Genomic DNA, 12,887 nt, shown 5'->3' with positions numbered 1-12,887 from the left:
TGATCGATATCAAAACCTTGCCACTCAACGCTGTTAACATAGCTCGAGCTGATGAATTTTCGGTAAAACATAAAAAATTAATAAATTGAATTATAAAGCCTTTTTTTACGGCGTAACGGTTTTTTTTAGCTGGAAATGTTTAATAACTAGCTGTTTAATAAAGGTTTTGTGATGTTAAGGTCTGAAATTTCCATGAGAGGGGGCGCTGGAAGGCTCCGAGGTGAAGAGAGTAAAACGATCGTTTGTGAGGCATCGAAGGTTCGGGTATACTATTTTCCCGTCTTGGTTCTTCCATCGTCTTTAAACCTAACCTCTCAGGTTCAGCATGACAACTAATTATATTTTTGTGACCGGCGGGGTTGTATCCTCTCTGGGTAAAGGCATTGCCGCAGCCTCTCTGGCGGCTATTCTCGAAGCCCGTGGTTTGAACGTTACCATCATGAAACTCGATCCGTATATCAACGTCGATCCGGGTACCATGAGCCCAACCCAGCACGGTGAAGTTTTCGTTACCGAAGACGGTGCTGAAACCGATCTCGATCTGGGTCACTACGAACGTTTCATTCGCACCAAAATGACCCGCCGTAACAACTTTACTACCGGTCGTATTTACTCCGACGTCCTGCGCAAAGAGCGCCGTGGCGATTATCTCGGCGCGACCATTCAGGTTATTCCGCACATCACCAACGCCATCAAAGAACGTATTATTGAAGGCGGCGAAGGTCATGACGTGGTTCTGGTTGAAATCGGCGGTACCGTCGGTGATATCGAATCTCTGCCATTCCTCGAAGCGATCCGCCAGATGGCGGTTGACGTTGGCCGCGAGCACACGCTGTACATGCACCTGACTTTGGTGCCATACATGGCAGCTGCCGGTGAAGTCAAAACCAAGCCTACTCAGCACTCGGTTAAAGAACTGCTGTCTATCGGTATTCAACCAGATGTGTTGATCTGCCGTTCGGACCGCCCGGTTCCTGCCAACGAACGCGCAAAAATTGCGCTGTTCTGTAACGTGCCAGAGAAAGCGGTTATCTCTTTAAAAGACGTTGATTCAATTTATAAAATCCCGGCGCTCTTGAAATCACAGGGTCTGGACGATTATATTTGTAAACGATTCAGCTTGAGCTGCAAAGAAGCCGATCTGGCCGAGTGGGAACAGGTTATCTATGAAGAAGCCAACCCGGGCGGTGAAGTCAACATTGGTATGGTCGGTAAATACACCGAGCTGCCGGATGCTTACAAATCGGTTATCGAAGCGCTGAAACACGCAGGCCTGAAAAATCGTCTGACCGTGAACATCAAGCTGATCGATTCGCAGGACGTTGAAACCCGCGGCGTAGAAATGCTGAAAGATCTGGATGCTATCCTGATCCCTGGCGGTTTCGGCTATCGTGGTGTTGAAGGCAAGTTGATGACCGCGCGTTATGCGCGTGAAAACAACATTCCTTATCTGGGCATCTGCCTGGGTATGCAAGTTGCGCTGATTGAGTTTGCCCGTAACGTCGTCGGTATGGAAAATGCGAACTCAACAGAATTTGTGCCAGACTGTAAATTCCCTGTCGTGGCGCTGATTACTGAATGGCGTGATGAAAACGGTAACGTAGAAGTACGTACCGAAGAGAGTGATTTGGGCGGCACAATGCGTGTAGGTGGTCAGCAATGTCACCTGACCGAAGGCAGCCTGGTCCGTCAGATGTACGGCGAACCAACGATTGTTGAACGTCATCGTCACCGTTATGAAGTAAACAACATGCTGCTCAAGCCAATTGAAGAAGCTGGTTTACGCATCGCGGGTCGCTCTGGCGATAAGCAACTGGTAGAAATGATCGAGCTGCCTGACCATCCATGGTTTGTAGCTTGTCAGTTCCACCCGGAATTTACGTCAACGCCGCGTGATGGTCATCCGTTGTTTGCAGGCTTTGTCAAGGCAGCCGGTGAGTATCAGAAGCGTCAGGTAAAATAAAATATAGGGCCCACGACAGGCCGCGGGAATGCAGTCTGTCGTGGAGTCTGAAGCTTTAGTTAACTTGTACTGAGGAAATCCTAATGTCCAAAATCGTTAAAGTGCTCGGTCGTGAAATCATCGACTCCCGTGGTAACCCGACCGTTGAAGCTGAAGTACATCTGGAAGGCGGTTTCGTAGGTCTGGCTGCTGCACCATCAGGTGCGTCGACGGGTTCTCGCGAAGCTCTGGAATTGCGTGACGGTGATAAATCTCGTTTTCTGGGTAAAGGCGTAACTAAAGCGGTTGACGCGGTTAACGGTCCTATCGCTCAGGCTCTGCAAGGCAAAGACGCCAAAGACCAGGCTAATATCGACAAGATCATGATCGAGCTTGACGGTACCGAAAACAAATCCCAATTCGGCGCTAACGCAATTCTGGCTGTTTCTCTTGCTGCTGCTAAAGCTGCTGCTGCCTCTAAAGGCCTGCCACTGTACGCACACATCGCGGAACTGAATGGCACTCCTGGCAAATATTCTATGCCACTGCCTATGATGAACATCATCAACGGTGGTGAGCACGCCGACAACAACGTCGACATTCAAGAATTCATGATCCAGCCTGTTGGCGCGAAAACGCTGAAAGAAGCCGTGCGTATCGGTTCTGAAGTTTTCCACACTCTGGCTAAAGTTCTGAAATCAAAAGGTATGGGTACTGCAGTAGGTGACGAAGGTGGCTACGCGCCAAACCTGGGTTCCAACGCAGAAGCTCTGGCTGTTATCGCTGAAGCGGTAAAACTTGCGGGTTACGAGCTGGGCAAAGACATCACTCTGGCGATGGACTGTGCGGCTTCAGAATTCTACAAGGACGGTAAATACGTTCTGGCTGGCGAAGGCAACAAAGCCTACACCTCTGAAGAGTTCACTCACTTCCTGGAAGACCTGACCAAGCAATATCCAATCGTTTCTATCGAAGACGGTCTGGACGAATCTGACTGGGATGGTTTCGCTTACCAGACTAAAGTGCTGGGCGACAAAATCCAGCTGGTGGGCGACGATCTGTTCGTTACCAACACCAAGATCCTGAAAGAAGGTATCGATAAAGGTATCGCTAACTCCATCCTGATTAAATTCAACCAGATCGGTTCTCTGACCGAAACTCTGGCTGCAATCAAGATGGCTAAAGATGCAGGCTATACGGCTATTATTTCTCACCGTTCAGGCGAGACTGAAGATGCAACCATCGCTGACCTGGCGGTAGGTACTGCAGCTGGCCAGATCAAAACCGGTTCTATGAGCCGTTCTGACCGCGTAGCTAAATACAACCAGCTGATTCGTATCGAAGAAGCGCTGGGTGATTCTGCTCCGTTCCACGGTCTGAAAGAAGTTAAAGGTCAGTAATCTCAGATCCTGGCTTTATAAAACCCGCTTCGGCGGGTTTTTTTATATCTGTCTATAATCAATTGCTCCTTATTACGCCTTCCTTTTAGAAATTGCACTTAATCGTTCTGTTATAGATTTAGCTCACAAACTCTTTAGACTCTTTGAGAGCGAGAGTAAGACTATTTACCTTACTTATTATTATCTTAAAAACCTTATTTCATAACTGAACCAAATAGGTTGTGCTTGTTAATAATAAATTTCATTCCATAAGTAATGCTATTAAATATCAATGGAATGTATGAGTTGGCGCTCAGATATATAAGGAAGACAGAATGTCAGACCATGGTGTTATTTCTAATGCTTCTACGGTTTCAACGTTAAGTCAAAATGCTCAATTAAGTAGACACAATAGTACAACAGCTCATTTTATTGATGCGAGGAGTTCGCCTTTACAGCCACAAAGCTTATTCGGCTCGGCAACGGGGAGTAATACACTTCAATCCAGAGTGCTTGGCGGCACTTCATTCACCATAGGGGAAGGGCGATCGGAAGCAATAACTCATCGAGAAAAGACAGTAGGCAACATTCGAACACCCGGCTATTGGCATCGTGATATGGCCGATATCACTATTCGCGCGCTCGCCGATGCCTTGAATATTCAAATCCTTTTCCAGGAGCCTTTCGGCTATTGCAAAATTGGCGATATAAATGCCCCTAAGGTAATAATTAAGCGATTTTCTACGGCCAATTATGAGCATTACAGTCTGGTTCAAAGTGATAACAGGTCATTTTCCTCTTTCGATGGTGACGGTTTCTTTAGGGTGGTCTCCCAGGCTTTGCATGGTGGTGATAAATGCGCTAGCCAATACCGTAATTTGGCAGCAGACCACGTAAACGAACACTGGGAAGACTACGCCGACTCTGTGGGTAATTGTTCCTGGGGCTTGAAACCTTTGGAAGACTTACCTGGAAAGTTAGCTGTATTAGATAGGCTATTCCCAGAAATCAAAGAAAAAATACTATCCAATATGCAAACGATATTGATTAGTGAACTTTATAATATGCGTAAATCGGAGGCTGAAAGCAGCTTGACTCCTGAGCAGAAGAAAAGAGTCGGTGAAATAATTCAACATTTTATGGTGTTTGAAAATAAAGAGCGGACAGAGTCTTTAATAAGGCTTATTAATAATAACGAAACCATTATACAAGATGCAATAGTCAATAATTATCGCCTAAATGAAATGAGTAATCAGCTTGTTAAGAATCAAAATATATTACAATTAAAAGTTAATGATTTTATGAGGTGTGAAAATATTATAGGGCCTGAATCTTTGCTTCTTTCCCTTTTTAATGAGGATGTTGTTCATCTTGCAATACGAAAAGGTATGACTGCTTTACAGTTGAACGGTGCATTACAAGATGCGCAACTGGCATTAATGATGGATTTATATGCATTAATCGGCATAAAAAGCCATGACCTGACTAACGCTATCAATGAAATACAGCTTCAAGTTCATGATGCTGACTCGACCGAAGTTATCGCACCCGCCTTAATTAGTAAAATAAAAAACACCTATACCTACTTTTTTGAAACTATTCGACTCTATTTGCCTGAGGAGCTTATTGAACATAGCATGAGGGAAAATACGGAGGCGCAACAAATGGATGATTACCACCCCGATAATTATGATTACCAAACGCCGCTGGCTGAATTAATCAATCGGGGAGATGCCATAGAACGCGAGGTGATAGCAAACCGATTACTCAGATTGCTTGAAATGCGTTTTTTGATGAGGCAACCTCTGCTTAATCTACTGGAGTCAACAGCCAATAACTCTCCCTTGCTACAGGAAAGGAGCATTATTAGTAAGGATGAACAGAAAGTCTTTTCGGCAGGGTATCACGCGTATGAAAATATTATCAAAGTATTAAATGATAATCGTCGTGAACGTCTGGAAATACTGCTTAGCGGGATTGAAGTGGTTTACTGAATTTGGCCACCTGAACAGAGGTGATATGCTCACCTCAGAACAACACAGGTGCTCCAATGAAAAGAAGAAATTTTAGTCCTGAATTCAAACGCGAATCTGCTCAGCTGGTTGTCGATCAAAACTACACCGTCTCTGATGCCGCTAAGGCTATGGATGTAGGTCTTTCCACGATGACGAAATGGGTCAAACAACTGCGTGATGAGCGTCAGGGCAAAACGCCAAAAGCTTCCCCGATAACGCCGGAACAAATCGAAATACGTGAGCTCAGGAAGAAGATGCAACGTATTGAAATGGAAAATGAAATATTAAAAAAGGCTACCGCGCTCTTGATGTCAGACTCCCTGAACAGTTCTCGATAATCGGGAAACTCAGGGCGCGTTATCCTGTGGCCACACTCTGCCATGTGTTCGGGGTTCATCGCAGCAGCTACAAATACTGGAAAAACCGTCCTGAAAAGCCAGACGGCAGACGGGCTATATTACGCAGTCAGGTACTTGAGCTGCATGGCATCAGCCACGGTTCGGCCGGAGCAAGAAGCATCGCCACAATGGCAACCCAGAGAGGCTACCAGATGGGGCGCTGGCTTGCTGGCAGGCTCATGAAAGAGCTGGGACTGGTCAGTTGCCAGCAGCCGACTCACCGGTATAAACGTGGCGGTCATGAGCACGTTGCTATCCCGAACCATCTTGAGCGACAGTTCGCCGTAACGGAGCCCAACCAGGTGTGGTGCGGTGATGTGACCTATATCTGGACAGGTAAACGCTGGGCGTACCTCGCCGTTGTTCTCGACCTGTTCGCAAGAAAACCAGTGGGTTGGGCAATGTCGTTCTCGCCGGACAGCAGACTCACCATGAAAGCGCTGGAAATGGCATGGGAAACTCGCGGTAAGCCCGTCGGGGTGATGTTCCACAGCGACCAGGGTAGTCATTATACAAGCAGGCAGTTCCGGCAGTTACTGTGGCGATACAGGATCAGACAGAGTATGAGCCGGCGCGGAAACTGCTGGGATAACAGCCCAATGGAGCGCTTCTTCAGGAGTCTGAAGAACGAATGGGTGCCGGTGACGGGTTACGTAAGCTTCAGCGATGCAGCTCACGCCATAACGGACTATATCGTTGGATATTACAGTGTACTAAGACCGCACGAATATAATGGTGGGTTACCACCAAACGAATCGGAAAACCGATACTGGAAAAACTCTAACGCGGTGGCCAGTTTTTGTTGACCACTACAGATGCCAATTGCGCCATTAATCATCGGTGACGATTATCCCATTACAGAGATGAATATAGAAGGCCTTCCTTGTGGAGCACGAGGATTAAGTGTTTCTTTAATTGAAAAATGGCTCAGCGATAAGGCTATTTCTAATACACGACTTTCATGTATTGGGTTTTACTGCTGTACCGCGATGACCGAGATAACACGCACGGGAGATGTCGATATTAGCTGGATGAAAAACCTTAACGACAATACATTATTAAATCTTTTTCAAACCATGCCTAATCCTAGACTCCACAATGAACCGAATGTGTTTACCCTGATAGAAACTCTTATTTACATGGGGAGAGTGTTCAATAATTCGTTGCAGGATCAACAGCCGTTAACTTCTCTTTTCAAGCACAGCCAACATCTGTTACAGCGCTTAAGCAAGCAGACTCTTAATGATAATCAGTTGGTGTATTTGCTCGTTGGAGAATATCAAGATGATATCCTGGCTATAGCGAATCGAATATACGAAGCAAGCTTAGAGGGTTATCAACCCGCAAAAGATTGGGAAAGTTTGCTTGCCAGAGTAGCAGCGAACAGCCAATTGATACAGAGAATAGAATGTTGCCCCAATGAAGTCTTAGATATAGTTCAACGGCTTTCCGAAGAGGCGTTGTTTCGTTCACTTGCCCAGGTAAAAAATATCGCTATTGGGAAAGGTTTCATTAAGAGTAACTTTAGCAATTATTTCAATCCTGCCGGCGAGCGAAATTATACTCAGAACACACTGCCTACCACTCATATCAATATAATGCCGGATGCGTTGTATCTTATAAGTTCACCGCAACCTGAAAAAAAAATTATCGGAAATATCGCGATGGTACATAGGCAAAATGTGCAAAATAACCTTCAGTTGTTACAAGATTGTATTGAGCTAGATTTTGCCAATGATTATGGTCGGCAGCCGACACTGACTATCCGCCATGAGAAAATTCAGGCGTATTTGGCGTTGGTCAGGCTGGTTGCCGACTGTTCTTTGCTTTCCGGTTCTGCACCAAGTCAATACGATGCGGAAAAAAACCAGTCCCGATTCAAGCGTAAGCGTGACGAGGATCGAGACGGTGAAGGAGGGGCATCTTCTTTGGGGATTGCGGGATCATCCGGCTTACAAACTCGTACTGCTGCCACTAATACAATGACTGCTGTACTGCCCAGTGAGCAAAGTAAGGGGGGAACTCAGCATGATGTTCTTTCGATAATGCCTGAAATGCTGCTACAAAAGCGTCATTCCCTGCTGCTTGCAGAAAATTCAGGTCTCAAATTTCATCATCATGCATTGTCACTGATTTCTGCCTACGAGACGTTACTTAAATGCGCGAGCATTGCTGAAACTTCGCCTGAACAAGCCGCTGAGTATCTAAAGCAGCGCGCCAGCACGGGCGTTGAGCTGGCAACGGTTAGTGAATATGTTCAGCCTGTCGATCAACTTTTGTCGTACTATTTCGAACTTATCCATCAGCTATTTAACGCGCAGGCCCTGACATCGCGGGACGTTTACGCTCTGACCCTTGAACATTCAGTATGGGATATTTCCCCCGCAACGCGCGCGCTAGCCCTCATTAATAGTGAAAAGTATCAAACCAGTAGTAAATTTATTCACCTATTGCTTGCCGCAGGTCAGTCAGAAGGCTCACACCGAGAATTAAAACATTTCCTCAACACCCGTAAAAATGACTTTTCACACTCTCTGGTGATGATGCAGTCCAGTCGGGACGGGTTAAATCGCATCAAACATGAAGCCTTGAATGATTGGCTGAGAAAACCCGGACCTCTGTCGCTTCAGGCGCAGCAAATCGTGACATTGTTGGGGAACTACCAGCTTCTCGACAACGATCGGAAAATTGCCTCGCTGTACCAAAAAAGCCGTATTACCATGGCGGAGCCTTCGGTTAACACCTCGGCGCTGGCAAGTCCGCAGCAGGCACTATCTGCACGCATTATGACTGGGCAGAACAAGCTAGAATCCGCGTTAACGAGTGAATATTTGCGGCTGGGAAGGTACGAAAAACAACTCGCTTTTAATCACCTCAGCCTTCAGCAGGTTCAGAAAGACCCTGGTGCGCCTCTAGTGCACTTTATTTCACTACTTTCCAATGTACTGAAAGATTTTCGACAAATGACTGCTCATGCAGGCAGCGCCACGCTTCAAAAAGATCGTCTGTTTGAAGAGCAAGAAATTGCAAGACGGCTGGCGATGAATTCTTCTTCGGAGCAACCTTCGCCGATAAATTTGATCCCGCTTTTATTAGCGGAAATTTTGACCCAAGTCACTCAATCCGCAACGAGTTTAACTTCTGCGTCGCCGAGGTCTAAAAGTGATTTTTCAAATCAACACTATGATATTCAAGCTTCGGGTGAGAGTCGAGACAGTCTGTCCGAGCAGTTATCAATATTGAATTTCATGCCTCGGCAGTCGAATACAATTAACGATGACCACGACACTCTGACAGCGCGATTCTCAAGGTTGCGGGGTGATAAAATGACCCAGAGCAAGTCAGACTCTATCCAAAAAATCATCGATCAGGCCTTGAATCGACATACCAGCAATACGGCAGCGCTGGACTTGGTGCGGTTGAGTTATCGCACTCAGATAGTCAATCAGGAAATTAAGGATATTAAAAATAGGGGGCTAAAACGACAGATGCAGAGTCAGCATGGCTTCAACCAGCAAACATCCCGCGTTGCAGAAAAACTTTAGCTAAGTGAAAACCGCTAAACTCCCAATACCTTCAGACAGATGCGCTAAGCCCACACAATTTTGCATTATGCGATAGGTTTGGCTCAAGGCAAGATGTCTGCGATAATGCACATTGATCCCTTTAAAACCGAGATACGCATGCAGTACCCGATTAACGAGATGTTCGAAACCCTGCAAGGGGAAGGCTTTTTTACCGGCGTGCCGGCTATTTTTATTCGTTTGCAAGGCTGCCCAGTGGGTTGCAGCTGGTGCGATACGAAACACACCTGGGAAAAATTCGCCGATCGTGAAGTCGATATGCAGCGTATCCTGGTAAAAACCGAAGAGACTGACGCGTGGGGCAATGCCACTGCCGAGCAGCTTCATCAGGTTATCCAGAAACAGGGATGGACAGCGAAACACGTGGTGATCACCGGTGGAGAGCCGTGCATTTATGACTTACAGCCGCTGACAAAGCTGCTGGAAGAGCAGGGTTACAGCTGCCAAATTGAAACCAGCGGCACGCATGAAGTGCGCTGCTCGGAAAAAACTTGGGTAACTGTTTCACCAAAAGTGAACATGCGCGGGGGTTACGACATTCTGCCGCAGGCATTGCAGCGTGCCGATGAGATTAAACATCCTGTGGCTCGCCAGCGTGATGTCGACGCTCTTGAAGAACTGCTGGCAACGCTAAATGATCAGAAAGCGCGAATTATCGCCCTGCAACCGATCAGCCAGAAGGATGAAGCCACCAAACTGTGTATTGCAACTTGTATTGCAAAGAACTGGCGGTTGTCGATGCAAACGCACAAATACTTAAACATCGCCTAATTTTCTTCGCCCTTGTCACTGTGGCAGCGTTGCTTCGCTTGCTCGCCCGAATCACTGACTCATGTCAGCTCATCGGGACTTGCGCGCTGTGCGCCTTGCCACATCAACAATGGCTTTGAAAATTCATTCTGTCGTCTTGTCACTGTGGCAGCGTTGCTTCGCTTGCTCGCCCGAATCACTGACTCATGTCAGCTCATCGGGACTTGCGCGCTGTGCGCCTTGCCACAGCAACAATGACTTTGAAAATTCATTCTGTCGTCTTGTCACTGTGGCAGCGTTGCTTCGCTTGCTCGCCCGAATCACTGACTTATGTCAGCTCATCGGGACTTGCGCGCTGTGCGCCTTGCCACAGCAACAATGGCTTTGAAAATTCATTCTGTCGTCTTGTCACTGTGGCAGCGTTGCTTCGCTTGCTCGCCCGAATCACTGACTCATGTCAGCTCATCGGGACTTGCGCGCTGTGCGCCTTGCCACAGCAACAATGACTTTGAAAATTCATTCTGTCGTCTTGTCACTGTGGCGGCGTTGCTTCGCTTGCTCGCCCGAATCACTGACTCATGTCAGCTCATTGGGACTTGCGCGCTGTGCGCCTTGCCACAGCAACAATGACTTTGAAAATTCATTCTGTCATCTTGTCACTGTGGCGGCGTTGCTTCGCTTGCTCGCCCGAATCACTGACTCATGTCAGCTCATTGGGACTTGCGCGCTGTGCGCCTTGCCACAGCAACAATGACTTTGAAAATTCATTCTGTCGTCTTATCACTGTGGCAGCGTTGCTTCGCTTGCTCGCCCGAATCACTGACTCATGTCAGCTCATTGGGACTTGCGCGCTTGCCGCCACGTTACATCATCAATGGCTTTGAAAATTGCTGCTGTAACCTGGGCTTACAGGTATTTTGTGAGCTTGAGGATATTTCTGGGCGGGCAGTTTAACCGCGATAAACGCAGCCGGCGGTGCAGGTTTCTTTGATGCGCACTGCGCTCAGCATCGGCAATTGCGGCTTCATCTTGTCCCAGATCCATTTGGCGAGCACTTCGCTGGTGGGATTTTCAAGACCTGGGATATCATTAAGATAATAGTGATCCAGGCTATCCAACGTAGGCGCGAACGCAGCTTTCAGCTCGGCAAAATCCATTACCCAGCCAGTGTGTGAATCGACTTCACCGGTGATCTCCAGGCGCACGGCAAATGAGTGCCCATGCAGACGACCACACTTGTGCCCAGCGGGAACGTGAGGCAGGTGATGAGCGGCTTCGAACATAAAATCTTTAAATAATGTAGTGGTCATGACACTGTCTCGTTGACTGCAAAAAACGCGGCATATTAACGGAAAGTGGCCCGTTACGCCATGAGTTATCTGCTCTGCGAATATACAGTTATTGCGCTTTGGTGTATTTACTCTAGATGACCCGATGACTTACATTGGGAGCGTTAGAACTAACCTATTGAGATAGTGAATGATTAGAGCGCTGCGTTTGGCCGTTTTGTTGCTGGTTTTTTCTGCAACAGTTGAAGCCGATAATTCATCGACGACGAACTCCTTGCCTGCTGCAACTGATGCTGCGGCGGCAAACCACAGTGCGCCCGCTGCACCGGTTTCCCCTGTCCCGGCGACAGCAACGCCAGCGGTCCCGGTAACGCCTGCAGCTCCTGCGACAACAGCGGTTCCAGCAAACTCTACACCTGCGGCGGCACCGTCCGCCCCAGCAGCTGCTCTTTCACCTTCGGCCGAGGCACCGGCTAATTCTGCGAAATCAGCGGCTGCAAAATCCGCGCAGTCAAAAGTGGCTCCGGTGAAAGCGCCGGCTAAACCAAATGGAATTGTGTTGAAAACTCTGGCTGACGGCACCGGCAGCTTCTATTTTCCTGCCGGTGGCAATAAAAAGCCGCTTGAGGTCTTTACCTATCAACCGGCTGGAACCGACGCCAGTACGCCAGTCATCATGGCGATGACCGGTGTCGATCGCAACGCGGCGGCCTATCGTAATGAATGGATAAAAGTCGCCGATCAGTATCATTTCCGCATCGTGGTGCCGCGTTTTACCGATCAGGATTTTCCGGGCAGTTATGGCTATACCCTGGGCAATATTCAGGATCCTAAGACTCATCACCGTCTGCCAAAGGCGCAGTGGGATTTCACACTGGTCAACGATATCTTCAGCGCCATGCATCAGCAGGGTATTACCACTCAGTCACAGTACTATCTGTTTGGTAGCAGCGGAGGCTGTCAGTTTGTGCATCGCATGTTGACGCTGCTCCCACAGCCGCAGGTCAAGGCCGCAATTTGCGCCGCTGCAGGCTGGTGGACACTGCCGGATACCGATCAACGCTGGCCTTACGGGCTGCGCGCATCGCCAATTCGGGTCGATCAAAACCAGCTGGCTGCCTACTTTGCCAAACCTATCTTGATTGCGGTGGGTAACAGCGATGACGATCCCGAAAATCATCAGCTACTGCATTCAAAAGGCGCAATGGCGCAGGGCACCAATCGACTGGAGCGTGCGGAGAATTTCTTTACCACTTCTCAGCAGCAGGCGGAACAAAACTATATGCCGTTTAACTGGCATTTCGTGGCGTTGCCGGATGTTGGCCATAGCGATATTAAAATGTCGATTTACGCTGCGGGCCAGTTCTCGCGTTTCGAACAGCAGCACGAATTCAACCCGTAATTGCCGTTCAGCCTGGCGGCAAGTCGGTGAACGGAATGAAAAATTTAGCCCTGCAAATGCGGGGCTTTCTCATTTATAGCCCCCCATTTATTGATATCGAATAACCCTGATTTTTTTATTAGTTATTT

9 protein-coding genes are annotated in these 12,887 nt (G+C 47.7%); 7 read left to right on the top strand and 2 right to left on the bottom strand.

The window, feature by feature from the left end; translation table 11 throughout:
* Positions 1 to 325 precede the first annotated feature (325 nt).
* The 6 genes from pyrG to queE all read left to right on the top strand — a co-directional run bounded on the left by pyrG (position 326) and on the right by queE (position 10,089).
* Positions 326 to 1,963, top strand: a complete 1,638-nt coding sequence (gene pyrG, locus AB3G37_RS20705) for a glutamine hydrolyzing CTP synthase (RefSeq protein ID WP_009634613.1) — start codon at positions 326 to 328, stop codon at positions 1,961 to 1,963.
* 83 nt (positions 1,964 to 2,046) lie between these two features.
* Complete coding sequence (gene eno, locus AB3G37_RS20700) at positions 2,047 to 3,342, top strand: phosphopyruvate hydratase (protein WP_369788954.1); 1,296 nt, start codon at positions 2,047 to 2,049, stop codon at positions 3,340 to 3,342.
* Between the two features lie 314 nt (positions 3,343 to 3,656).
* Positions 3,657 to 5,315, top strand: a complete 1,659-nt coding sequence (locus AB3G37_RS20695) for an OTU domain-containing protein (RefSeq protein ID WP_369788953.1) — start codon at positions 3,657 to 3,659, stop codon at positions 5,313 to 5,315.
* Between the two features lie 56 nt (positions 5,316 to 5,371).
* Positions 5,372 to 6,540, top strand: a protein-coding gene (locus AB3G37_RS20690) for an IS3 family transposase (RefSeq protein WP_369788052.1) whose coding sequence is annotated in 2 segments (ribosomal slippage) — positions 5,372 to 5,621 and positions 5,621 to 6,540 — 1,170 coding nt in all. Because the reading frame shifts where the segments join, the coding sequence is not laid out codon by codon here.
* Positions 6,541 to 6,549: 9 nt separating this feature from the next.
* Entirely contained in the window at positions 6,550 to 9,279 is a 2,730-nt protein-coding gene (locus AB3G37_RS20685) for a hypothetical protein (RefSeq protein ID WP_369788952.1), read from the top strand.
* A gap of 138 nt (positions 9,280 to 9,417) precedes the next feature.
* On the top strand, positions 9,418 to 10,089 hold the full coding sequence (queE, locus tag AB3G37_RS20680; protein WP_369791007.1) for a 7-carboxy-7-deazaguanine synthase QueE: 672 nt from the start codon (positions 9,418 to 9,420) through the stop codon (positions 10,087 to 10,089).
* A gap of 929 nt (positions 10,090 to 11,018) precedes the next feature.
* Here the strand turns inward: queE and queD are convergent.
* Positions 11,019 to 11,378: a 6-carboxytetrahydropterin synthase QueD gene (gene queD / locus AB3G37_RS20675; protein ID WP_369788951.1), complete on the bottom strand. Its 360-nt coding sequence runs from the start codon at positions 11,376 to 11,378 to the stop codon at positions 11,019 to 11,021.
* A gap of 129 nt (positions 11,379 to 11,507) precedes the next feature.
* Positions 11,508 to 11,939: a hypothetical protein gene (locus AB3G37_RS20670; RefSeq protein ID WP_369788950.1), complete on the bottom strand. Its 432-nt coding sequence runs from the start codon at positions 11,937 to 11,939 to the stop codon at positions 11,508 to 11,510.
* Between AB3G37_RS20670 and AB3G37_RS20665 the strand changes: the two genes are divergently transcribed.
* Complete coding sequence (locus AB3G37_RS20665) at positions 11,917 to 12,759, top strand: hypothetical protein (RefSeq protein WP_369788949.1); 843 nt, start codon at positions 11,917 to 11,919, stop codon at positions 12,757 to 12,759. The genes AB3G37_RS20670 and AB3G37_RS20665 overlap by 23 nt on opposite strands.
* Positions 12,760 to 12,887: the final 128 nt, after the last annotated feature.

The sequence above is a fragment of the Rouxiella sp. WC2420 genome, assembly GCF_041200025.1.
In the GTDB taxonomy this organism is placed as follows: domain Bacteria; phylum Pseudomonadota; class Gammaproteobacteria; order Enterobacterales; family Enterobacteriaceae; genus Rouxiella.
This window is presented reverse-complemented; position numbering and strand designations above follow the sequence as displayed.

Coding starts and splice junctions, on each gene's coding strand:
- pyrG (WP_009634613.1), top strand. CDS start 326: ATGACAACTAATTATATTTTTGTGACCGGCGGGGTTGTATCCTCTCTG.
- eno (WP_369788954.1), top strand. CDS start 2,047: ATGTCCAAAATCGTTAAAGTGCTCGGTCGTGAAATCATCGACTCCCGT.
- AB3G37_RS20695 (WP_369788953.1), top strand. CDS start 3,657: ATGTCAGACCATGGTGTTATTTCTAATGCTTCTACGGTTTCAACGTTA.
- AB3G37_RS20685 (WP_369788952.1), top strand. CDS start 6,550: ATGCCAATTGCGCCATTAATCATCGGTGACGATTATCCCATTACAGAG.
- queE (WP_369791007.1), top strand. CDS start 9,418: ATGCAGTACCCGATTAACGAGATGTTCGAAACCCTGCAAGGGGAAGGC.
- queD (WP_369788951.1), bottom strand. CDS start 11,378: ATGACCACTACATTATTTAAAGATTTTATGTTCGAAGCCGCTCATCAC.